The sequence below is a fragment of the Vibrio natriegens NBRC 15636 = ATCC 14048 = DSM 759 genome (genome assembly GCF_035621455.1).
GTDB lineage: Bacteria > Pseudomonadota > Gammaproteobacteria > Enterobacterales > Vibrionaceae > Vibrio > Vibrio natriegens.
This window is the reverse complement of the sequence record NZ_CP141823.1, coordinates 1417111-1442074: the sequence shown is the minus strand read 5'-3', so window position 1 is coordinate 1442074 and position 24964 is coordinate 1417111. Positions and strand designations below refer to the sequence as shown.

Sequence of the window (24964 nt, the reverse complement as noted above, 5' to 3'; positions counted from 1 at the left end):
CTTTCCCTGAATCGTTCTTCGTCGTAAGTCATACCTAGTTGGATAAGTAATTGTTCAAGTACTTATTAACGTTGGTATTAACCACGTAGGTACCGAACTTTTCTTCTAATTGTCGGTACCGTTAACGTGGATATATTCCTTAGATGAACCTAATTAGGTTCAATAAGTTGAATTCCTAACAAGTCAATTTTTTAGTTATTTATTTACCACTCCTTCTTCAAGCAGTAAGTCATAGACTACCTGAGCCATTTCACTAACAGGCTGGTCTTTAAGGACTTTACCGCCTGTCGATTCTGCTTTTGCTGTCGCCGCTTTAAAACGGTCAGCCGCACTTTTAGCTTTCACGACTTTCAAACGCTTCGCTTTTGGCTTCGCGATACTTGTTTCCCAAGTTAGTCGCTCTTTATCCAGTTGCTTGCCTTCCACCTCTTCCGTGACAATGTCACATCGGCGAGCTCGACCAAATGCACTTTGTCGTGGTTCTTGCGCAGCAAAGTCCACACTAGCGATAAATGGCAGAGATACGTTTAGCGCTCGACGTTGACCCCTTGGTAGCGCTTGTAATACTCGCGCTGTACCATTTTCGACGGATAGAATTTCCGCGACGCCCATAACAATCGGACAATCCAACTCTTGAGCAAGAAAGAAAGGTAGCGTGCCTGAAGATTCGCCATTTTCCGCGCGCATTCCTGTCAGAACGATGTCGGGCATGTCATCTCGAAAGTACGAAGTCAATGTGTTAACCGCATCGTCCTGTTCGTCCTGAGCCAAAACGCGAATTTGAGAGAGGCCCATCCCGCTGTAGTACGACAATGCTGGATCCTGAGGGTTGCCTGCGTGAAGCACCTCTAACTCACAACCTTCTAAGTTCATCGCCAGTTCAACAGCACGTGCATCGGTCGCTGAACGTCGCGCACGTCCCGTATCAGGGTGGGCACCAATGGAGACTAACGTACTGACACGCAGTGTATCGGTTTGATTATGCGGCATCCTTCAGCTCCTTTGATTGATGTTGTTGAATAAGAGAAATCAACTCTCTTAAAAACTCATTACTATCAGCAATCACACTCAGATCCGCGCGCTTGACCATGTCACAACCCGCATCTGTGTTTACGGCGATGACTTTTTCACAAGCACCAATACCTTGCAGGTGTTGAATTGCCCCTGAGATACCAACAGCCACATAGACTCGAGCGGTCACCCAGCTACCGGTAGCACCAACCTGACGGTCACGAGGCATAAAGCCATCATCGACGGCTACGCGGCTCGCGCCTTCGGTTGCACCCAGAACGTTCGCTGCTTCGTGGAATTTCTCCCAATCATGGATGCCGTTACCTGCAGACAGAATGAATTCAGCCTCGGTAAGTGGAATCGCCTGAGGATCCACCGCGACTGGACCAAGATCTTCGATGCGAGATTCAATGCTGAATGTGCCTTCAAATTCAACCGGCAGCACTTCGTGTCGGGTTTCATCAATTGGTAGCGCACATTCTTGAGCCAGCAGAAGCACTCGAGGTGTCACACGTTTGATGTCGTGACGAAGCCCTGCTGCTCGACATACCGCATGCTCACTATCGACTTGCCACGCTTGTGTTGCAGGACGTTCATTAATCGCCGCAGACAAGCGCGCACCAAGTTCAAATCCACCTTGAATGCTATCCGGGAATAGCCAGTGCTTAGGCGAATATTGGTCTTCGATACTCGCCAGAACCTCAGCTCGCTGTTCTGGGCTGTAGTGATCAAACACTTCATCCGGAATCGTTAGCAATCGGTCGACGCCTGCAAGATCAAACTGCTCTTCTTTGTGGGTGCCGAATACCACAGCCATCACTGCGCCCTCACCGTCAGACTGTTTAATCAGCTGATGGGCTTGGCCAAGAACGTCTTTATCATGGCTGCTCAAGCGACCACCTGGCATATCTGGCACAACCACAATGTAAAAGTCTGGAGACTCAACCTTGTGCAACGGCAGCTCGACACTTGCTTGGCTGCTTTGGCGAGCACCCATCATCGAGGTTGCGGCATTATTGTTCAGACGATCGATGCGCTTAATGCCGTTCGGTCCAATAAAACCAACTCGATGTGGATAACGCCTAGTTAAGCCGCTTAGTCCAATCTCTTCAACTGGCTGTACCATCAAGCTATCATGCTGTGGGTGCAGCCTGTTTCGTCTAATCCACTCGACACGAGGGTCACGGCGTAAAATAAATTCTCCCATGATCTTCTCCTACACACCGACGGTTTCAGATTCTGGTGTCCATACGTCCACCTGATCATCGCTAATCTCAACCAGCATCTCAGCAACAAGTTCAGCAATGTCTTTCACTTCAGGTCTTGGCTCAACAACACCTTCAAGCATCGCAGTACATTGCTGACAACCTACCGCCACAAGATCGGCACCTGTTTCACGGATGTCGTCCATACGCATATCCGCAATACGACGTTCGCCAGGGATATCGGTAATCGGAGCCGCACCACCACCGCCACAACAACGTGAGCGGAAACCAGAACGTTCCATTTCAGCAATTTCAACACCGAGGTGTTTTAGCACCGAACGAGGCGCTTCATATTCGCCGTTGTAACGACCTAAGTAACAAGGGTCATGGTAGGTAACTTTACCGACTGACAATGGTTTAAGACCGATTAACCCCTTTTCAACCAATTGGTTAATGAAGGTTGTATGGTGCCAAACCTGGTAGTTTGGTTTTTCATTCTCTGGATAGAAGTCCGGGTATTCGTTCTTCAAACAGTGGAATGCGTGAGGGTCTGTTGTCACGATGCAGTCAAAGTCGTACTTCATCAGCGTTTGGATGTTACGTTTTGCTAAACGCTGATACGTTACGTCGTCACCTAATCGACGAGCAACGTCACCACAATCCAGTTCTTCATCGCCCAGGATAGCTACATCAATCTTGGCTGCTTTGAGAATTTGCACCATCGACTTAAGAATACGCTGGCTACGCATATCAAACGCACCGTCAGACACCCAGAACAGAACGTCTGCACGTTTGACTTCAGACATCAGTTTAAGATCTTGGTCTGCTGCCCAGTTAGAACGTTTGTTCGGGTTATGACCATTCGGGTTATCAGTGAAGATGATGTTTTCCAGTACTTCCGCACCTTTGTTCGGTGTTTCGCCTTTTTCAAGCGTTAAGAAGCGGCGCATATCAACAATCGCATCCACGTGTTCGATCATCATCGGACACTCTTCTACACAAGCGCGGCACGTCGTACATGACCACAGTGTTTCTGCGTTTAGCACACCGCCCACGATTGGTTTGTGCGGGTCACCTTTGGCACAGCCGGTTTCTTTGCCTGGATATGGGCTACCAGCGTACTTTTCATCCGTACCGCCAGCTAGTCCAACAACCATATCTTGAATCAGCTTTTTCGGGTTTAGTGGCTGCCCTGCCGCAAATGCCGGACATACCGCTTCACAACGACCACACTGAACACACGCATCAAAGCCCAGTAACTGATTCCATTTAAAATCACTTGGGTTTTCAACGCCCAGCTTTTTAGCATCAAGATCTACTGGTTTTAAACCGGTTGAACGACCACCACCAAAACGCTCTGGACGACGGTGAAATGCCAAATGTAGCGCACCAGCAAACGCGTGCTTCATTGGTCCGCCCCAGCCCATACCAAGGAACATCTCACCGACGCCCCATACGATAGCAGCAAGGAGAACAACCGCAGCAACCACGTTAAACACTTCGCCAACTAACTGAGTAGCTGGCAGTGTCACGATGAAGAAGCTCACCGAGAACATGATCAAGCTTTTCGGCAACCTCATCCAAGGGCCTTTAGACAGGCGCGATGGCGGGTTTAGTCGACGTTTTGCAACAAACAATGCGCCGCAAAACATTAAGCCAAGTGAGCCAAGCAGTACCCAAGATAAGATTTGCGGCTCCAGGTTAAACACGTGAACCGCGAAAATAAGTACAACGGAAAGGACAAAACCACCTGCCGTTGCAACGTGAGTGTTAGACATCACTTTGTCGCGCGCTACCACGTGGTGCAAGTCCACGAGGTAACGACGCGGCATGGCTGCTAACCCTGCAAAAAAGGCAACACTTTCGGCTTGCCCTCTCCGCCACATCATAATGCGGCGGAGCATCCCTATAACAGCCAGGGCTCCGGCTGTTATAAGTAAGATAGGAAGTAGTGACTCTAGGAACATAAGCCCCCCTTACAGATCTTTACACAGACGTAGTGCGTCGTAGAGTGCAGCGTGAGTATTACGTTGTGAAACACAGTCACCCAAACGCCACAGGATCATGCCGTCGTTGTCTTGAGATAGGACTGGCTGCGCCTGTGATGCAAACAAGGTTTCAACGTCAATTTGGCCTTTGTTCACAGACTCTGCTTTCAACTCGTAGTACAGCGCTTCATTTGGACGAATGCCGTTTTCTACTACCACTTGGTCAACAACGCGCTCTTCTTTCGCACCCGTGTATTCGTTCTCTAGCAGAGCGATCAGGTTGTCACCTTCACGGTATACTTTCAGCAGTGCCAGATCCGAAGTCATGATGACTTCTTTCTCATACAGACTACGGTAGTAAGTTGGGAAAGTCGTACCGCCGATACCAACACCTGGTTTGATATCATCGGTAACAAGTTCAACTTGTGAGCCTTTAGAAGTCAGGTAATCTGCCGCCGACATACCAGAGAATTCACAGATAGTGTCGTAAACCAGAACATTCTTACCTGGTTCAACTGTGCCGTTGAGGATATCCCAAGAAGACACAACCAACCCTTCTTCTGCGCCCCAGTCAGGGTTCTGCTCGATAAATGGCGTACCACCAGTTGCAAGGATACAAACGTCAGGTTTAAGTTCACGAATCATGTCTGCGTTTGCAGCTGTCTCTAGAATAACTTCAACGCCAAGACGGTCTAATTCCATTGCCAACCAGCGTGTGATACCCGCCATCTGGTCACGTTGAGGGGCTTTCGCTGCGATGGTGATCTGGCCGCCAAGCTCACTCGCTTTTTCAACCAACGTTACTTTGTGACCACGTTCTGCTGCAACGCGAGCCGCTTCCATACCACCAGGGCCACCACCAATTACAACAACTTTACGGATAGGTCCGGTTGTTTTTTCAATGATATGAGGCATACCCATGTGCTCACGGGATGTCGCCGCGTTTTGGATACACAATACATCCAGACCCATGTACTGACGGTCGATACAGTAGTTTGCGCCAACACATTGACGAATTTGGTCGGTTTGACCCAGTTTGATTTTGGTGATCAAGTGTGGATCCGCAATGTGCGCACGAGTCATACCAACAAAATCAACGTAACCCGCTTCAAGGATACGCTTAGCCTGGTTTGGATCTTTGATGTTTTGCGCGTGGATAACAGGTACAGAAACCACTTCTTTAATACCAGCCGCCAAGTGCAGGAATGGCTCTGGCGGGTAGCTCATGTTAGGAATAACGTTTGCTAGTGTGTTGTGCGTATCACAACCAGAACCAACAACGCCGAAGTAATCAACCATCTTAGTTGCATCGTAGTACGCTGCGATTTCTTTCATGTCGTCATGGTTCAAGCCATCAGGATGGAACTCATCACCCGTAATACGCATACCAACAACAAAGTCAGGACCAACCGCTTCACGTACCGCTTTCAGTACTTCCATACCAAAGCGCATGCGGTTTTCAAACGTTCCGCCCCACTGGTCAGTACGTTTGTTAACACGTGGAGACCAGAATTGGTCGATCATGTGCTGGTGAACAGCAGACAGTTCAACGCCGTCTAAGCCACCTTCTTTCGCACGAACGGCTGCTTTCGCGAAGTCGTCGATGATACGCCAGATTTCTTCTTCTTCAATGGTCTTACATGTTGCGCGGTGCACTGGCTCACGTACGCCAGACGGAGACATTAGGTTTGGCCAATGCTCACCATCCCAACGAGAACGACGTCCCATGTGAGTAATCTGGATCATGATTTTGCCGCCATGCTTATGCACAGCATCGGCTAGATTCTGGAAATGAGGAATGATGCGATCGGTTGAAAGGTTAACTGAGCTCCACCAGCTTTGCGGGCTATCAATTGAAACCACACTTGAACCACCACAGATACACAGACCACAGCCACCTTTGGCTTTTTCTTCGTAGTATTTTACGTAGCGGTCGGTCGTCATACCACCGTCTGTGGCATAAACTTCTGCGTGCGCTGTACTAACAACGCGGTTACGGATGGTCGTTTTGTTAATTTTTAATGGTTGGAATAGAATATCGAACTGAGACATGATTTACCCCTGTACCAGCCTCGCTTGCGAACAAGCAAGGCTGTCTTCCTTGACTGACTTACAAATGGATTGATGTTGGTGTTTAGCCGATTGGTGTTACTTCAAAGACGCCGTAATCACACCCTTCCTCAGCACCACTTTGTGTTTGTACTGCTTTGGTTTTCACTGACAGACCCAGGCTCTCAGCGATTTGGTCGATTGCGCCAGCGAACCAGCCTGTAAACATATAATCCACTTTGCGGTTAACTTTTCCGTACTGGTATACGAAACATGAATTTTCCAAACGAACTCGAGCTTCGCCTTTCGCAATATCAAGGTGCTCAATGACAAAGAAACCCCAGCCGCGTTGAGATAGGCGTTTCATGTAGTGTTCAAATACAACATCGCCAGAAAGGCCGTGTTCTTCGGCTTCTTTCTCACACCAGTAGTAAGCGGACTTGTAGCCAGCTTTGTATAGAATGTCTGCGTAACGCTCCGCACCGATCTCTTCTTCAATACCCATATGGTTATTTACAAAAAAGTGACGCGGTACATACAACATTGGTAAGGCATCCGTTGTCCAAACCCCTGTTTCGTCATCGACCAAGATTGGCATTTCAGGTGCGTGTGTACTCATATCGTATTCTTCCTTTTATACAATTAACTAACTCGTTATTTATTTATATTTTTATGGTGAAACACTGTGGTTATTCACCCCAGACTTCGCCTAGTACGCGAAGCCAGTTTTCGCCCATGATCTTGCGAACTTGAGTTTCAGAGAAACCGTGACGCAACAGTGCTTCTGTTAAATTAGGGAACTCACCTAAAGTACGAATGCCTTCAGGGTTAATGATTTCGCCAAAATTGGTTAGTCGGCGTGCATAGCCTTTATCATGCGTTAACCACTCAAAGAACGGCTGACCGTGACCTTGTGTGAAATCAGTACCGATACCGATTTGGTCTTCACCAACCAGGTCAAAGATGTAAGCGATCGCTTCAACGTAGTCATCAACCGTTGAATGAATGCCATTTTTAAGAAAAGGTGCGAACATCGTTACACCGACAAAGCCGCCATGGTCTGCGATAAATCTCAGTTCTTCATCTGACTTATTACGCGGGTGATCTTTTAAACCACTAGGCAGACAGTGCGAGTAACAAACTGGTTTTTCAGAAGCTAGGATCACTTCTTTGGAAGTCTTAGCGCCCACGTGCGACAGGTCACACATGATGCCCACTTTATTCATTTCCGCGACAATCTCGTGGCCGAAACCAGACAAGCCACCGTCGCGCTCATAACAACCGGTACCAACCAGGTTTTGTGTGTTGTAACACATCTGAACGACGCCGACGCCAAGGTCTTTAAAGACTTGCACATAGCCAAGCTGGTCTTCAAAAGCATGAGCATTTTGAAAGCCCATTATGACGCCAGTTTTACCCTGTTGCTTCGCTTTACGGATGTCATCGGTGGTGCGAACTTTAAGCACCAAATCATTGTTTTCCTCAAGAAGGTTATTCATTTCAACGATATTGTTTACCGTATTCTGAAAGCCTTCCCAAACTGAAACTGTACAGTTTGCAGCAGTGATGCCGCCTTTGCGCATGTCTTCAAACAGTGCTCGGTCCCACTTCGCGATAACCAGGCCATCAATCACTATTGAATCATCATGCAAGTCCGTTGCGTTCATTTTTAAACCCTATTCTTCCCTTTCCTCGTTAGTCTCCAGAATAGGTATTACGGTCGATTAAAAGTGTTCTAAAAACGGCATTCTGAATCCCTTTTGCGTAACGCTAAGCGACAAAATGAAAACAAAAAAAGACCGCCATCCTGCTGGATGGCGGTCTTTTTTAGAACAAACGGATTAGATGGAGATTGAGCCGTAGGTAGGCTCATGCTGCGCTTCAAATAGCGCTTTCGATGAGCGTAATGGAGCATCAAATTGCATTAAATCTACGATGGTATTCGACTCTAAAGCCGGAGGAGCGACACTCACATTAGCCACCGCTGCTGAATGTGTCCCCAACCTTTCCGCTTTCGGTGAAATACCAATGTGCACGCGGTAACACTTACTAAAGTGTGGTGAAGAGACAAAGCCACATGCAGTTGCGATCTCGATAATTGACATCGATGTTTGTCTTAGTAACTGTCTTGCGCGGTTCAGTCTTAGCTTGAGGTAGTATTTTGATGGTGAGCATTGCAAATATTTCTGGAACAGACGCTCTAATTGGCGACGGGATAAGCCGACATACACTGCCAATTCATCCAATTCGATAGTCTCTTCTATATTCGCTTCCATTAAAATAATAGCTTCGACTAGTTTAGGCTGAGCCGTACCGATCGTATGCTTAAGCGGAATGCGCTGTGTATCACTTTCACCGCGAATATTGTCGCAAATGAACATTTCTGAAATGCTTGAACCAAGTTCACGACCATAATCTTTCTGGATCATGGTAATCATCATGTCTAATGGCACAGAACCACCACTGCATGTCATTCGATCTCGGTCAATCACAAATAAGTGGTTGAGACAATTAACGCGAGGATGACGCTCCTGCAACGTAGCAAGACATTCCCAGTGCACACTGCACTGATAGCCGTCCAGCAACCCCGCTTCCGCTAACACGTAAGCCCCCGTACATACCCCACCAAGGCCAACATGTTTACGGGCTAAAGACTGTAACCACGTTACTTGTTTACGCGTAAAACTGCGTGTGATATTTACACCACCCACTACAATCAATGTATCTAATTGGGGGGCATCTGCCATTGAACAATCTGGCTTGATAGTAATACCGTCACTAGCTTCAACGTAATCACCATCTTCTGATATCACATACCAATCATACAGTTCTTTCCCTGTCAGCTGGTTTGCCATGCGCATCGGTTCCACCGCTGATGAAAACGCGAGCATAGTAAAATTATCTAACAACAAAAAACCAATACGGTTTACTTCCTTGTTCGACGAGCCATCGAACTGATTTATTGAGACTGACATAGCGCACTCCAATGTAAAGGAGATTTATTATTAACCGGTAGCACTAGCTATTTTTTGTTTTTGCTTAGCGCACCGAATCGAGCACTTTTGTCTAAGCAACAACCATGCCTGTATATCTAAATACAGTGCATACTTTTGCAACATCAAGTTTAAAACTACAAGGGTCAATATATCTGCTTGAATAGCTTGCTTATTTTTTGGTAAGCCGAAAACAAATTTTTTCTCCGCAGCATCCTAAAGATGTCTCTCACCAACCGACTGCAATCTCACGCACCAAAACGATGCAAAGTTAAACAAACATTCAAAATAATTGACCAAATAAAAACCTTACAACTTAGAGGCTTAGAGCAATTATTCGGTTCCATTTAAAACAATGATGTAGCTAGAAAAATCCGTCTATCTATTGGCACAACAGAACGGTAAACTTATTGTTTTAAACGTTAACCAATAGTTACGATATAGTTAACAAATCAAGATTTCAGTGAATTCGCACACATAAATAATCATCATGACGAAAAAAATTTATTGCATCACGGGATATATCTATGCGGCACATAAACCAAGAAGCCAACATCTGTGGTCATACGATGCTGGCTTTTTTTAGGGGGGGTTCACTGGTTTTCAGCCTCAATACTTTAAGGTCAGATATTTCTATTTTGACCTTTATACCTTGGCTTACTTAGTGGGCTGGCTTCTTTCTTAAGCTAAATGCTCCTTAAAGAAACCTTCCATTTTGTCGAATGGAATCACATCCATCTGATCATAAAGATCGGTATGGGTTGCATTAGGAATGATCATCAGTTCTTTTGGCTCAGCAGCTGCTTCATACGCCGTTTCACTGAAATAGCGCGAGTGTGCCTTCTCACCGTGGATAAGCAGAACCGGACGTGGTGAGATTTCTGCAATGTACGTCAAGATCGGCATGTTCATAAACGACAGTGGCGTTGTGATTGTCCAAGAAGCATTTGAGTTAATGGCTCTTGGGTGGAAACCGCGCTGCGGATCCTTATAGTAAGCCGCGTATTCGACAACAAACTGTGGTTCGCCGCCCTGCAGTTCAAGAGACACAGGACCATAAGCTGGCTCACCGTTTTCAGCGTCTTTCCAGCGCTGCTGACCCAATTGCTCTAGTCCTTGAGTACGTTGTTCAAGAGTAACACTGTCGTTGTAGCCTTTGGACATAACTCGAGTCATATCGTACATAGTGCTAGCCACAACCGCTTTAACGCGCTTGTCAATTGCGACTGCATTTAATGCCATGCCGCCCCAACCACAGATACCGATAACGCCGATTCGCTCGCGGTCAACATTTTCTAGCAAACCGATAAAGTCGACTGCAGCACTGAAATCTTCAGTATTGATATCTGGGGAAGCAACATTACGTGGCTCACCACCACTTTCACCAGTGTAAGATGGATCAAATGCTAGCGTAACAAATCCACGTTCTGCCATTGTTTGCGCATACAAACCAGATGACTGTTCTTTCACTGCACCAAATGGGCCACTCAGAACGATAGCAGCTAACTTGCCAGTGCTTTCTTTTGGCTGATACAGATCAGCGGCAAGCGTAATACCGTAACGGTTTTTGAACGTAACTTTTTTGTGCTCAACCTTGTCGCTTTTAGCGAAAGTTTTATCCCAGCTATTACTTAATTCTAATGTCGTGCTTGCCATGGCCTGGCCTCCTGAAAGCGCACCAACACCTAAAGCAACCGCGCTTGCTCCTGCCATTTTCAATGCATTTCGGCGACTAGCGTCTGGCAAGTCGTGGCTAGCGTTTGTGTTGTTGGTATCGTTGTGTTTGTTCATCTAGTTTCTCCTAGTAAGCCTGATAAGCTTGTCATCTCAGTTTCGGAATTTGCTCAAATTAGTCATCCCCAACTTGAGACAACATGACTAGCTTAAGAGCGTGCACCGTTTAGGAGAGTGTCTCTCCTAACGACGTTTCTGATATTTATAATGCGACAAGTCACCAATTTACCGTTATCCGGATACTACGAATTCCTTGCACAATCTTCCAAGTCAAACCTTGAGATGTAGGAAAATCCACCTAGGCCAGCAAGCAAAAACACCTAAAAACAAACAATAAACACTTGATATAAAACAATAATAAACCTAAATCTCAACCAATGAGCATTCCATTACCTATTGCTTACGTAAACGCTATTTAATGCCTAATTTTCTACTTTAACTTGCCTTGGGCGACAAAAACGACAAAGCCTAGTCAACATGTGACTAGGCTTGTTCTTAACTCACTGATTCGAATCGGTACTATAACGCTTTCTTATACAACTCAATCACTTGATCTTTTGTCATTGGACATGGGTTACCACCAGCGCATGGATCGGCTAATGCGTCATCGACCCAACTCAAGATATCCTGCTCAGTCACACCCAGCTCACCAAAACCTGCTGGAATGCCAACTCGACGGTTCAGTGCATGAAGCGCGTCAATTGCAGCCAAACTTGCCTGTTCTGCTGTCATGTCAGAGGTATCTACGCCCAATACTTCAGCGACCTTGGCAAATTTTTCTACACGGTGCGGGCGGTTAAATTCACTCACGATAGGTAACAAGATTGCGTTACATACGCCGTGAGGTAAGTCTTTATGTGCACCTGCAGGGTGAGCCATTGCGTGAACCATACCTAAACCGGCACTGTTGAAAGAAAGACCAGCAATAAACTGACCATAAGCCATCATTTCGCGCGCGTTAATATCGGTGCCATCATCTACCGCTGCTGGAAGGTTTTCTGCAATGGTTTGTATCGCTTCCAGAGAAATGTAATCGGTGAGTTTATGTGCACCAACAGAGACGTATGATTCAAGAGCATGAGTTAATGCATCAATACCTGTTGCGGCTGTCGTTGCTTTAGGAATACCCAACATAACGCTTGCGTCATTGACTGAAATTTCTGGAATAATTTTATCTGAGATAATGACGTGTTTCACATGCGTTGCTGTGTCCGTAATAACCGCGTTACTGGTGACTTCTGCAGCCGTACCCGCAGTGGTATTAATCGCATAAAGCGGCGCCCCTAAGCGTTCGACTTTCTCGACACCGTTATAAGCGGCGATTGGTCCTGGGTTTGCAGATAGGATCTTGATCGCTTTTGCCGTATCAATCGAACTACCACCACCAAAACCGATAATGTATTGTGCACCAGAAGTCACATACATGTCATACGCATTTTTCACCGTGTCGGTATCAGGGTTAGGTCTTACATCTTTAAACAAAGTAAGCTCTAACGAGCTCGAAAGTAGTTTTTCGGCAAACCCCAACTCAACAAGCATTGGGTCACAGATAAGTAAACCTTTTTCCAAGCCATGTTCATTCGCTAAACGCTCGACTAAGGCTTCAATCGCGCCTACACCAGAGTAATTGATTTTAGGAAACGCCAGTTTAAATACGCTCATCGTGTTTATCCTTATAAGTTAAGATCTTGTTGAGGGTGCCGATCTTTTTTTGTTATCGATTTACCCTTTTTATTTATAAGGTTATTAAAGCGATTTTTTGCTCCGAATAACTTTGCTTTTTTGCCTGTCAGCGCACGAAGAAGGGGATTTTTTTAAGGTTAGAGAGCCGAAGTTCACAAATTGAAAAACAGGCAAATTGCACTTTGAAAGTACAGGTTATAACTGGAGAATTGATTACAAAAATGAAGATGGCAAGCAGAATCCCGAATCCAATTTATGAATTCGGGTTAGAGTTAAATATTAATTTATAGAGATATTTAATGACTGTCTGATGTAGGTGCCCGCGCCCAGCAAGCCAGGTTCGGAATGAGTGATTAAGAACACAGGGATGGATTGAAGGTACTCTTTAAATCGGCCTTTATCTTCAAAAGCCACTCGAAAGCCGGACTTGATGAATAGTTCTTGAACTTTAGGAACAATACCGCCAGCAATATACACACCACCAAATGATCCATTAGTCAGTGCCAGGTTACCGCCAAAACGCCCCATCAAAATGCAAAACAGATAGAGTGCGCGCTCACAATCCTTGCATTCCGCTTTGAGTGCTTTCTCAGTGATCATTGCCGGGGTGTAGTCTTCAGGTGCGGCACCATGGTGTGACACAACAAAGTCGTATATATTTCGGATACCTTGGCCAGACAAACAGCGTTCCGCAGACACACGACCGAACTTGTTACGTAGGTAAACAATCAAGTCGTCTTCTTCAGGGGTACAAGCCGCCAGGTCAACATGCCCACCTTCTCCTGGTACGCTATGCCATAGGTTTCCGCCATGAATCAGCTGAGCGACACCAAGCCCGGTTCCCGCTCCGTATACGGCTATCGGCTTATTGGCTATCGCTTCACCGCCACCGATCTGAACTCTGTCCTCAGGTTTTAAACTTGGAATAGCAAAGGAAACCGCAGTGAAATCGTTAATGACTTCCAAAACCTGAAGGTTAAGTTGGGATTTTAGTTCCTGGATAGAGAACTCCCAGTGGTGGTTAGTCATGGAAACCCAATCCCCCGTTACCGGACAAGCAATCGCAATACAGGCCGATGAGATCGGAGTGTCGTGACGATCAAGGTATTGACGCATGACGACTTCCAGCGATTCATATTCGGCAGCAGGGTAAGTCACGATATCGCTGATCGTTCCTGTCGATAACTCACAAAGAGCTAAACGCGCGTTGGTTCCCCCGATATCCCCTACCAAGGCATACTGTTCCGACATTGCTTCTCCCTAATAATACTCAAAACGATCACGTGTATTTATTGGCGATAAAACGCACGCAGAACACAAAATGCAACACCATGAAAAGTGACACAAAACAAACTAGTTAATGCTCAATAATCAGAAATCGTTAGCTTTACGACATAATATTTGCACTTAAATATAGCAGAGGGTTGGAGCCTATCTATGCGAAATGGATTACAGGTTAACGATTTACTGATTTCACCGGTAAATTCCATATAGCGCGAAAAATAGTACGAATGAGCAAAAATAACACAGGAATGGGTCTTTATTCTCTACAGTAAATTGATGAAAATACTCGGTTCAGGAATTATGCGGACAAACTCAGAGTAAAGCTGTGGAAAATAACGGCATCCTTTGTTGAAGATTAGCGTATGAACTTGAATATAACGTCATCTTAAACACCATTACTATTCGGAGAACCGATGTCTCAACCAGAAGCTCAAACAGTCGAGTTAAGTCATACAAAAACGAAAAGACTGGGGCTAAAACTAAGAAAGATACTCAAAGTCGCGATCGCCCTACTCGCCATTATTGCTGCTGGTGTCTACACCTATATGCTACAACCTCAGTTTGCCTCCCCTCAGGTGAAAGTGGATAGTTACCAGGGAAAATACGTAGACGGAAAGTTTCACAATATTGAGGAGGTTCCGGTATCCACGTCAAGCGATGGCGCTTTGGTGGGGTTCTACCGTTTTTTAACGGAACCTGTTGTCGACGCCGTTCCGGTAACCAATTTGCCTTCAGTCAAGTCAGACTTACTAGGTCTGAATCCACGTGACAATGTTATGGTCTGGATGGGCCATTCCAGCTACTTTATCCAGCTAGATGGCATTCGCTACTTAATTGACCCTGTATTCAGTGACAACGCTTCTCCGGTTCCCTACACCAACGTGGCATTTCCCGGTAGCAATGTTTACAGCGCAGATGACATCCCAGAAATAGAATATCTGTTAATTACCCACGATCACTGGGATCACCTCGATTACCCAACAATTAACGCGCTGAAAGCGAAAATTGACCATATTGTGACGCCTATTGGTGTCGGCTCTTATTTCACTCAATGGGGATTCAGCCCTGAGCAGATCACGGAAGGCGACTGGTATGATTCACTAACAACGAAAGCGGGCCGAATTCATATCCTTCCAGCACAGCACTTTTCAGGCCGATTGCTAAAACGTAATCGTACACTCTGGGGATCATTTGCCATCGTATCGAATCAACATAAGGTCTATCTTGGTGGTGACAGTGGCTATGGTGACCATTTCAAATCAATAGCCAATGAATTCGGCGGCTTCGATATCGCGGTGCTTGAAACTGGCCAATACAACAAAAACTGGCCATTCATTCATATGACGCCAGAAGAAGTCGCTCAAGCTGCCAACGATCTCAACGCAAAAGCACTATTACCTTCGCACAATAGTAAATTCAAGTTGGCTAAACATGCCTGGTATGAGCCACTAGATCGGATCGCTCAGGCAAGTCAGCGACAAGATTACCGCTTAATGACACCAATGATTGGAGAAATCGTCGGTTTAGAAGATAACAACCAGACGTTCTCTCAATGGTGGAAGCAGTAATCCACGTCTCAATAAATTAAGTTCGGATAACTGGGGGGGATTCTTCATCATATTGCCCTGAACCTCAAACCTTCACGTCGACCTGCGAACGAGGTCTTAGAGGAAATGGGTGAGTTCGTATTGCCCGCTATCAATCAGGACTAAAGGCAGTTAAAAATGAGCAATGCACTCTAAATGCATTGCTCATTATTGGAGTCAGCCTTCGGCACTTTAGTGTTCAGAGAAAAACACTCGATAAAAAATTAACCACCCTCGATAGCCGCCAGTGGAACTTGATAAACTTCTTTACCATTAATGACCACCGTCCAGGTGTCGCCTTCCAAATCCGCTTTCACTTCTCGGTTGGTTGCGTTTACGTAATCGCTCATAAAGTTAATCGTGAACTGCTCTCCTGCCGGGCTTTGCACCACGATACTGGCTTGATTGTCTTCCATGCGTAAGATACCCGCAGGACACGTACCGAAATCTTCCTGCCCTTCTGCACGGCAACGCAATAATGTTGTTGCATCATAGTCATCAGTCGAGAAAGGAGACGTCGCATTATTCGCGTCCGGATTTAACGCATCTGTATTCCAGTAAACGTAAACACTTTCTTCAGGGAAACGAAAAATTAAGCCCTGATCGCCCAAATCACTCTGGCGATAAACCATGTTGCTATTCTGATCGGTAAACTCCCCGGGGGTGTCGCCTTTTGGTGAAAGTTCATGCACAACGCCATCACTACGATTAATTGTTATGTAACCACTGCGCTGACTAAAAGTACAAGCGATCATCTTCTCCGCATTGTCATCGCCTGCTTTGTAGATATCACAACGGCTCTCGGCTGAATCAGCATACGAGATCGAACTCGTGGCTAAGCCAGCTACAAGGGTGAATAACATAAGACCAGCTCTCATAATAGCTCCTACAATTTGTTACCTAATCCACGCTAATGACCGATGAGCGCGCTCCCATAAACAAAGAAAAGAATAGTTCTTAGCCTCCTGTTGGGCAATTAAACCAAGTTGTCGAGAAAGCCATTTGCATCATGTTTAAAGCCGCTTCTCTGAGATCCATCTATTTACGCCAGTCACCCAGGCTTGGTATAACAACAGAAAGAAAAAGAAATAAAGTTCATACAAGAAAGGAAGCACAGTGAAGATTTGTTTAGACAACGTAATTGCAAAAGGGAACACCTCCAACTTAACCATTGAGCATTGGAAAATAGAAAGCGGACATTGCTGGGGCATTTTCAGTGCCGAAGGAGATATCGGTTCTTTGCTTGGGGACTTACTTTGTGGGGAGCTTTTGCCAATCGATGGCACGTTAGATCTTGGCGGATTAAAAGTAGCCCAAGTCTCTTTGTCTGAACAACAGCGACTGCTCGATTCTGAACTCAAAAAAGATGACACCGACTTTCTCGACCGAATTGACCAAGGCAGCACCGTCTATGCGTTAATATTTGAACGCTGTCAGGATGAAGCGCTGACTCTAAAACTTATCGAAGAGCTCGATCTCTCGCACCTTCAGCAAAGTGGTTTCCGTGTGTTGTCTACTGGCGAAACCAGAAGAGTGATGCTGGCACGCGCTTTGGCCACACAGCCTGATTTAGTCTTATTGGACAACCCTTTTACCGGATTGGATGTCAGTCATCGAGCAGCACTGGCCGACTATTTGTACACATTATCTCAGTCGCTACAAATGCTGATCACCTTTTCTCGTGAATCTGATATGCCAGAGTGGATTGACCGCGTTGCTCTGTTTAACGCTGGCAAACTCGACAGTACCATGGATAAACAAAGCTGGGATCAACACCCAATCATTGAGCAAATAAAATCTCAGTCGGAGAAACAAAGTGAAGAAATGATGGCACTTATACGCCAGCATCAACACGCTACCCATTTTGAAAACCCGATCTTTGAGCTGAAAAATGGTCACGTCGAATATACCGATAAAAAGATTTTTACAGACTTGAATTGGCGCATCGACAAAGGCCAACACTGGCAGGTAAAAGGACCAAATGGATGTGGTAAAAGTACGTTACTAGGGATGATCTTCGGCGATCACCCGCAATGTTACAGCAACGACATCCATATTTTCGGTAAAAAGCGCGGCTCGGGTGAAACCATCTGGGAGATCAAGCAACACATCGGTATGGTCTCCTCCGCATTGCACCTGCAGTACCGTGTTAACTGCAGCGCATTAGAAGTGATTTTGTCTGGGTTCTATGACTCGATTGGTTTGTACCATCAACCAACCCGTAAAGAGGTAGAAGTCGCGAAAGAGTGGCTTGAAATCCTGCATATGAGCCAATACCAGAAAACGTCGTTCCGACAATTAGAGTACGGACAGCAACGCTTGTTACTGATTGCACGAGCGATTGTAAAACAGCCAACCTTGCTGATTCTGGATGAGCCATATCAAGGGTTAGACTTTTTAGGCCGACGTCTGGTCAAGAATACCTTAGAGCTCATTGCGCGCGAAAACTTAAGCCAGTTACTTTATGTCTCGCATTATCAGGAAGACCGTTTAGACAGCATTAAAAACGATCTGGAGTTTGTTTTCGATCATGATGTGCAATGCTATCGAACTCAAATTCTTCAGTCATAACGAGCACAACCATGGCTCCTGAACTTTGGCTCCTGGATACAGAATCCGTTCAGGTGACTGGCTGTCGCGCGAGTTGACGGTATGGTAACGGCTTGGAATAGAGGTAGCCCTGATGATATTGAACGCCCAATTTCTTCAGGTGCTCCGCTTGCTCAGGCGTTTCGACACCTTCGGCAATGAGCTTAACCTTTAACTCATCGGCAAAGTAAACAATGGCATTCAAAACTGACGAACTCACGCTTTGGATGCCGATTGTGTCAACAAAGCATTTATCGATTTTCAGATAATCAATACGCATGTGTTGCAGAAAAGCTAACGAGGTCTGCCCCGTTCCAAAATCATCAATCAGTACATCGATACCATATACCCTCAGTGCGGCAATGCATTTGCGCGCCTCATCATCAATCAACTGACGTTCTGTAATTTCTATTCCCAGAGAAACGTTATTATTGTTTAGTTTTCTATGAATAAGTTGGATCTTCCTTATGACCTTTGGCTCGACGAGATACCCCGGAGGAACATTTACACTTAAGTGCACAGGGTGAGTAAATTTCAGTTTCGTGAAATCTTCTGCTGCTTTTTCTAACACAAAGTCTGTCAGGATCGATACCAACCCACTCTGCTCCGCAGCGGGAACAAATTTGTCCGGTGCAATAAAACCTTTTTGTTGGTGTTCCCAACGTACCAGCGCTTCATATCCAAACACATCCCCACTCTCTGCATCTATCTGAGGTTGGTAATACAGCGTCAAATCCTCTCTTCTTAACGCCTTTTTTAACTGCGAAACCAAGCTACGACGAGGATCAAAAAGCATGCGAACCATATAAAACAACAGATAAATCATTAAGATGATAGGCCCTGTGTACACCAGATAAGACAGCGTTCTTTGGTTTACAAACAGGTCGCTTGCTTCACTCAAGGCTTCATAGTCGAACATGGTTGAAGACTTAGTCGCTATAGGATTAGTGCCGTTTCTTGTGGCATCAGGAGGGGTAACCTGACCATGAATAAATAGCGCTGAGCGTTTAAAACGCAGGTCGTTGTTAAAACCTATCGTCACTCCAAAATAATCTCGGTCAATAACTGTCACAACCTGATCGTTATGAGCGCCAAGAGTAACCATAAACAGGAATGGCTCAGGTAAATTTTCTACTCTGCCAAGGGCCAGTTTCTGGCCTTGAGGAAAAGTTAAATAATCAGCCAAAGGCTTGTTTACCTTACCAAGCTTTGAAGAACAAATAATGTCATTTCCTTTGACGATAAGCATCTCATCAATATCTCGCTCAAACATCAAGTTCTGCTGGAGTTGTTCGCAATTTTCCGGGTGAAGTAATGCCTTTCTATTTTCAGTTTCAACCTGATACAGAATTTCATCGGCAATAGAGATGTTTCGATCTAAAAGATGTTCAAGTTCGCTTTGCACACTCTCTCGCGCGAAGTAAATCGCGCTAAAAATCACCAGAGGTATAGGGATTGAAATAATAATGAGTTTGTTTAAAAGCGCTTTATTAAGCATGTAAGACAACCTTTATCAACCGACCCTATCTGGTGCCAGAAAAACCTTCCTTGGAAGATTAACGAAATACAGGTTTTTCATAAGATACTGTGAGTATGCAACTCACCTGGTAGGACCGCAAACAAAACAATGAGTTGATTGTTTATTCGTAAATCACCTCATATCTTGAGGTGATTTGCGTGTAATTACCATTTGATGCGCGACGAATGCTCATCCGACTCACCTTTGAGACAAAACCATGAGTTTCACCCCAGCCCAAGCTTTTCTCACTCAATAAGAATTGCCCACAAAAATTATTTTTATTTTCTCAGTGATTAAGAATTATAGTTGTCCTATATCATCCAACAAGTTACAACCTATACATGACAACAAGCAAAGCAAACGCTAATCAGGTAAACGAAAAGGCGCTGCAATTATTAATGAAAGTAGCGGTAAGCCAATTCCCAGTATCTGCGAAAACACTAAGTGAGCAATTAAACGTACCATTGAGCAGTCTCTATCGGCATTTGAAACTGCTAAAAGAATGGAATTTGATTGAAGAAAGCGTTCACGACAAGACATTTGTAGTAGGGCCAGCTGCGCTACTTTTGATGCACAGTTATGAAAGCTCACAACACGGTCTTGATATGGTTGAAACCATCTTGGCTCGCCTAGTTCAGCAGACCGGAGAAATGGCGGCCTATATGGTTCCTTCTGGTTATCGGGCATTGTGTGTCAGACAAAAAGAAAGTATGCAGGCGCTACGGTGCAGCTTCGTCCAGGGTCAAAGTCAACCCCTGCTTCGTGGCGCCTCATCCAAAGTGATGCTGGCTTATATGCCTAAGAGTCGTGGCGAGAAGATCTTACGTTACTTCAAACAGGACCATTGTCTTGATGAATGGGAGCAAGAGTTTGCCACGATCAGAAAACACGGATACGCCGTCAGTACTTCCGAAATTGACCCAGGTGTCTCTGGTATCAGCGCACCAGTCATGAAAGGAAGTAAACTCGTTGGCGCAGTTTCGGTTATGGCTCCAGCTCACAGGGTCGAGAAGGACAAGCAACGTATCGTTTTACACGTGTTGCAGGCGGCAAGGGCACTACCACCAGAAAGGTAATTCATCATGTTGGGCTTTTTCAAACGATATAAATTTCATCAAACAACACATACACCAGTTCAGCACTACCCATTTTCATTTATGACGGTTTGTGAGCACGTTGCTCCGATGTCAAAAGGCGCGTTTGAATTAGCGAATCAAAGCTTAGAAAGTGCGAGCGAATGGCTCTATCAGCAACATGATCAAACTACAGCTGCGCATTGTGGTCATTTTACTCATGCTCAATTAGAGAACGGGGATTTTCAGGAAGCACTTAGCTTGGCACTTTCCCGTCACTCTATTCCAGTATTGGTAACCAATTGCACGGAAGCCATCTTGTCTATGCTGCCAGTGGTCGCTGCCTGTCAGGATGATGTGGGTATTTTGCATATTGGTCAAAAAATGCATTTGAAGCCGACATTAGAGCCAAAGGTAGGGTCAGCATTTCATTTTGCGCTTTCCCGCTACCCAAACGTTAGGCTGCTTTTTGCGGGTGTTAACCAACATGATACCAAGCAAGAGACATGGGAATATGCTGAGGACCAAGGCTGTGACTGGATCACCGATAAAGAGTTTACTTTTCGACACCGTAATCATGTCAAACAACAAGTAGGCAATTATCTCGACCATTGCGACCAAGTGATTATTTCGGTTGATTTAGGTTCACTTATCGCCAAAAACGACCTTGATGGTGATATGTCTTTAGATATTCAAATGGTACTGAGAACCATCAGGCTATGTTTAGTATCGGGCAAAGTAAAAGCCATACAGTTGGTTGGTGATCGTGACCGTCTCGTCTATTCAAGACAAACGAAAACGATCATTGAGGAGCTGTATCAAATAGCGCCACTTCTCGATCACGCTGCCTGATAGCAAGATGGAACCGATAAAATAAAAGCGCCCTCCAACTGAAGGGCGCTTTTGTTCAACTCATTTCGTCAATATTGGTTATTTCGCTCGACGTGCTTTCAAACGCTTCACCATTGCCAAACGGCGTTCTGCTGACCCTTGGTCGGTTGCAGATTGGTTAGGGTTATTACGACGTCCTTGACGGTTTTTAAATGCCGGTTTGGAGTTCAGCTTTTCGATGTACGACTCACGCTGCTTTGGTTCATAACCTGCTAGCTCAATACGGCGAATTCGTTGTTGAATCAAGTTTTCAACTTGTACAACAGTTAACTCTTCATCTCGGTTTACGAAGGAAACCGCGTGCCCTTGCTTACCAGCACGACCAGTACGGCCAATACGGTGAACGTAGTCTTCAGCAAGGAACGGCATATCGTAGTTCACGACATGTGGCAGATCCGCGATATCCAATCCACGAGCGGCAACATCGGTTGCTACCATCACACGGACTTTGCCTGATTTGAATTCTTCAAGCGCACGACGTCGAGCACTTTGCGCTCGGTCACCGTGACAAACTGCCGCTTTGATACCATCAAGCTTCAATTCTTTAACCACTTCGTTCGCGGTTTCTTTGTAGTTCACAAACACCAACACTTGTTGCCAGTTTTTGCGACCAATCAGTTCAGAAAGCAGCTCTGTTTTACGTTCTTGATCAACCGGATAAAGTACGTGAGCAACGGTTTGTGCGGTTGTATTTGCGCGTTCAACTTCAATGCGTTTTGGTTTACGCAAAATGTCTTTTGCTAATAGGTTAAGCTGGCTGGACGTCGTTGCAGAGAACATCATGATCTGCGGATCCGTGTCCACATCAAGCATGATTTTACGCACCGCGTGAATAAAGCCCATATCCAAAATACGGTCAGCTTCATCAAAAACGAGGAACTCTAGATTGGCAACTGAGACATTACCTTGCTCAATGTGCTCTTCCAGACGACCCGGTGTTGCGACCAGAATATCGACGCCGTTTTCGAGCGCTGATACTTGTGAAGACATTTTACGGCCACCAAAAACTGCCACCACTGATAGGTCGGTATATTTGGTGTACGCTTTGATGTTGTCAGCAATCTGCTCTGCCAGTTCACGCGTTGGGGCAAGAATAAGCGCACGCGCCGTCTTACGTGAGGCACTGTGATCACTGTCTAGCAGTCGCTGAATCATAGGCAATGAGAACGCTGCAGTTTTACCAGTACCAGTCTGGGCTGTAGCGAAAATATCATGGCCTTTACGAGCCATTGGAATCGCCTTCTGTTGAATTGGCGTTAACTTTTCATAACCGCATTCTGCCAGCGCTTTTACCACTTCTGGTGCAAAACCTTGAGATGAAAATGACATTGAGCGTATTCCTTAAACAAACCACTAAAAATAGCGTTAAAAATTCAGCCGTGCACTATACCCGAATTTAAGTGATTTATCTCACTTTTCTCTCTTTTTTCAGTTTTAAGTCTGTGCAAACAGATTAAGCGGCAAACACTAACGCCATATTGCTTGACCGCTTAAGGGAGATAACCAGTTAACTCGTTATTTCTTTATCCCAGAAAGTTTAAGTAAAACACTTTCTAACTCATCCCAAGGAAGCAACTGAGAGTCGATCACTTCTAATCTCGATTCAAACCCTTCAAGGCTGATTTCATTCACCGTAACCACCGCATTCGCGACATTAAATGCGTAACATCCCCGGTCTGTATTCACTACGGCTTTTACTCGCTCTGCCGTTAAGGCCGATAGCATAGAGAAAAGCTGATCGAAATCGAACGTATGCTCTGTGCCAAATAGCCAACCACAGCTGAAATAACCCTGCCCCTTATTCTCTTTACGAATGAAAGCTTCGCCCGGAGGCAGTTGAAATTGCGGTTCTTGATGCGCGTGTTCATGATGGTGAGACTCAATATGTGAAGAAGCACTGCCATGAACTCGTTCAATATCTAAAACTTCAATAGGTAGATCGCCGTCATGAATCAACTTGCTAAACACTTTTGATGGAGACTGATCGGTGATCCAGTCGCTAAATACATCGATGTCATGGCTAGAACAAAGGTCAACTTTGCTACCAATAACCACATCCGCGCAATCTAGCTGATCAATGAAGTTTTGATTGGAAAGGTGCTTCTCATCACTCAGATTGCGCGGGTCAACCAATGCGATGGTCGCTTTAAGATCAACATAAGGCTGATACTGCTCAGACGTTAATGTCGCAATCACTTGTTTTGGATGACCAAGCCCTGTCGGTTCGATAAGCAAACGATCGGGCTTTTGACGCAACAGCGCAGTAATGCCCACCGACATAGGAACGCCTGCGGTACAGCACATGCAACCGCCAGGGACTTCTTTTATCAACGCACCTTGGTCAGTCATCAAAGCGCCATCAATACCGATCTCACCGAATTCATTAACTAAGACTGCCCAATTTTCGTCTGCTGGTTTTTTCTTTAGCAGGTTTAAGATCGTCGTCGTTTTACCTGATCCCAAAAAACCAGTCAGTATATTGGTAGGTACTCGATTTGACATGCTTTTCTCCGACGTTAGTGCATTCATACTCTGGCAAAGTATACGGACAACGTGATGTGCTTCAATAATTTTGTCGCTGTAGAGCCGATACAACAGCGAATCTCTCACGTTGATAATATTAAAGATAAATATCTCTTCGAAAAATCTTCAAGCGGTAAACGTTAAGCTGTGGTTAGCAAATCTTTCCTCCAGTAACAGTAATATTAGTGTCATGGTGAACAACCACTTGCGCCATCAACCGCAGCGCTTCCACTATGGTATCTAATGACATTGTAGGCTGGTTACCGAGTGTGTTTTGTTCGGGTAACAGTGGAATATGCACAAAACCATGTCGTACTGGCTTATCTCTAAGGTAGTGTTGCAAACCATAAAAAAGGTGATTGCAAACGAACGTTCCCGCACTGTTAGAAACTTGGCAAGGAATCCCTTGTTGTTGCAAAGTCTGAACGATACGCTTGATCGGTAAAGTTGTGAAATAGGCGTCAGGACCATCGGCAATGATGGGCTCATCAATCGGCTGATGACCTAGATTGTCAGGAATTCGAAAGTCATCCACGTTGATAGCAACACGCTCAGGGGCAATGGCGGCACGGCCAGCCGCTTGCCCAACGGTTATCACACAATCTGGCTGATGCTGTTCTATCGCTTCTATCACTGTATTAATTGAGTCATATCGCGTGACAGGCACGTGACAAGTGACAATAATACCTCCATCAATGGCCTCTCCTTCTAACCTCTTGACCGCTTCCAAAGCAGGGTTGATGGCATCACCGCCAAAAGGTTCAAAGCCAGTAATCAATACTTTTTTCATGTGCGTTTTCAATTGATTGGGAATAGCAAAATTATTGCACTCCTGC

19 protein-coding genes are annotated in these 24964 nt (G+C 45.4%); 4 read left to right on the top strand and 15 right to left on the bottom strand.

Annotated features, from left to right (window positions below; all coding sequences use genetic code 11):
- Positions 1-195: 195 nt before the first annotated feature.
- The 10 genes from etfB to VER99_RS20835 all read right to left on the bottom strand — a co-directional run bounded on the left by etfB (position 196) and on the right by VER99_RS20835 (position 13914).
- Positions 196-990, bottom strand: a complete 795-nt coding sequence (gene etfB, locus VER99_RS20880) for an electron transfer flavoprotein subunit beta (RefSeq protein WP_020335252.1) — start codon at positions 988-990, stop codon at positions 196-198.
- Positions 980-2218 carry an electron transfer flavoprotein subunit alpha gene (etfA, locus tag VER99_RS20875; RefSeq protein ID WP_020335253.1) on the bottom strand — a complete coding sequence of 413 codons (1239 nt, stop codon included), beginning with the start codon at positions 2216-2218 and terminating at the stop codon, positions 980-982. Before etfA ends, etfB begins: the two co-directional genes overlap by 11 nt.
- A 9-nt stretch (positions 2219-2227) precedes the next feature.
- Positions 2228-4183 (bottom strand): (Fe-S)-binding protein, encoded by a 1956-nt coding sequence (locus VER99_RS20870; RefSeq protein WP_050571931.1) that lies wholly within the window; start codon positions 4181-4183, stop codon positions 2228-2230.
- A 9-nt stretch (positions 4184-4192) separates the two neighbouring features.
- Positions 4193-6256, bottom strand: coding sequence for a dimethylglycine demethylation protein DgcA (gene dgcA / locus VER99_RS20865; RefSeq protein WP_014234592.1), 2064 nt, complete (start codon positions 6254-6256; stop codon positions 4193-4195).
- A gap of 82 nt (positions 6257-6338) precedes the next feature.
- Positions 6339-6872 (bottom strand): DUF5943 domain-containing protein, encoded by a 534-nt coding sequence (locus VER99_RS20860; protein ID WP_020335255.1) that lies wholly within the window; start codon positions 6870-6872, stop codon positions 6339-6341.
- A 70-nt stretch (positions 6873-6942) separates the two neighbouring features.
- A complete protein-coding gene (locus VER99_RS20855) occupies positions 6943-7920 on the bottom strand; it encodes a dipeptidase (RefSeq protein ID WP_020335256.1) in 978 nt (325 codons plus the stop codon).
- A 174-nt stretch (positions 7921-8094) separates the two neighbouring features.
- Complete coding sequence (gene gbdR, locus VER99_RS20850; RefSeq protein ID WP_014234595.1) at positions 8095-9228, bottom strand: choline metabolism transcriptional regulator GbdR; 1134 nt, start codon at positions 9226-9228, stop codon at positions 8095-8097.
- Positions 9229-9927: 699 nt separating this feature from the next.
- The gene (locus tag VER99_RS20845; protein ID WP_020335257.1) at positions 9928-11037 is read right to left on the bottom strand and encodes an alpha/beta fold hydrolase; all 1110 of its coding nucleotides are present in this window, start codon (positions 11035-11037) and stop codon (positions 9928-9930) included.
- Positions 11038-11499: 462 nt separating this feature from the next.
- Entirely contained in the window at positions 11500-12642 is a 1143-nt protein-coding gene (locus VER99_RS20840) for an iron-containing alcohol dehydrogenase (RefSeq protein ID WP_020335258.1), read from the bottom strand.
- A 300-nt stretch (positions 12643-12942) separates the two neighbouring features.
- Positions 12943-13914 carry a glucokinase gene (locus VER99_RS20835; protein WP_020335259.1) on the bottom strand — a complete coding sequence of 324 codons (972 nt, stop codon included), beginning with the start codon at positions 13912-13914 and terminating at the stop codon, positions 12943-12945.
- Between the two features lie 446 nt (positions 13915-14360).
- On the opposite strand from VER99_RS20835, the gene VER99_RS20830 reads away from it, so the two are divergent.
- Positions 14361-15515, top strand: a complete 1155-nt coding sequence (locus VER99_RS20830) for an MBL fold metallo-hydrolase (protein WP_020335260.1) — start codon at positions 14361-14363, stop codon at positions 15513-15515.
- A 242-nt stretch (positions 15516-15757) separates the two neighbouring features.
- Here the strand turns inward: VER99_RS20830 and VER99_RS20825 are convergent, their stop codons facing one another.
- The gene (locus tag VER99_RS20825) at positions 15758-16411 is read right to left on the bottom strand and encodes a hypothetical protein (protein WP_020335261.1); all 654 of its coding nucleotides are present in this window, start codon (positions 16409-16411) and stop codon (positions 15758-15760) included.
- Positions 16412-16649: 238 nt separating this feature from the next.
- Between VER99_RS20825 and modF the strand changes: the two genes are divergently transcribed.
- Entirely contained in the window at positions 16650-18104 is a 1455-nt protein-coding gene (modF, locus tag VER99_RS20820) for a molybdate ABC transporter ATP-binding protein ModF (protein ID WP_020335262.1), read from the top strand.
- Positions 18105-18153: 49 nt separating this feature from the next.
- Here modF and VER99_RS20815 read toward each other — a convergent pair whose 3' ends face one another.
- On the bottom strand, positions 18154-19620 hold the full coding sequence (locus VER99_RS20815) for an EAL domain-containing protein (protein ID WP_020335263.1): 1467 nt from the start codon (positions 19618-19620) through the stop codon (positions 18154-18156).
- Between the two features lie 362 nt (positions 19621-19982).
- On the opposite strand from VER99_RS20815, the gene VER99_RS20810 reads away from it, so the two are divergent.
- Positions 19983-20717 carry an IclR family transcriptional regulator gene (locus tag VER99_RS20810; RefSeq protein ID WP_014234603.1) on the top strand — a complete coding sequence of 245 codons (735 nt, stop codon included), beginning with the start codon at positions 19983-19985 and terminating at the stop codon, positions 20715-20717.
- A gap of 6 nt (positions 20718-20723) precedes the next feature.
- The gene (locus VER99_RS20805; protein WP_014234604.1) at positions 20724-21566 is read left to right on the top strand and encodes an arginase family protein; all 843 of its coding nucleotides are present in this window, start codon (positions 20724-20726) and stop codon (positions 21564-21566) included.
- Between the two features lie 78 nt (positions 21567-21644).
- Here VER99_RS20805 and VER99_RS20800 read toward each other — a convergent pair whose 3' ends face one another.
- The 3 genes from VER99_RS20800 to pcp form a co-directional block, all read right to left on the bottom strand.
- The gene (locus tag VER99_RS20800) at positions 21645-22934 is read right to left on the bottom strand and encodes a DEAD/DEAH box helicase (protein WP_020335264.1); all 1290 of its coding nucleotides are present in this window, start codon (positions 22932-22934) and stop codon (positions 21645-21647) included.
- A gap of 186 nt (positions 22935-23120) precedes the next feature.
- On the bottom strand, positions 23121-24107 hold the full coding sequence (locus VER99_RS20795) for a CobW family GTP-binding protein (RefSeq protein WP_020335265.1): 987 nt from the start codon (positions 24105-24107) through the stop codon (positions 23121-23123).
- 172 nt (positions 24108-24279) lie between these two features.
- Positions 24280-24918, bottom strand: coding sequence for a pyroglutamyl-peptidase I (pcp, locus tag VER99_RS20790; protein ID WP_020335266.1), 639 nt, complete (start codon positions 24916-24918; stop codon positions 24280-24282).
- Positions 24919-24964 lie beyond the last annotated feature (46 nt).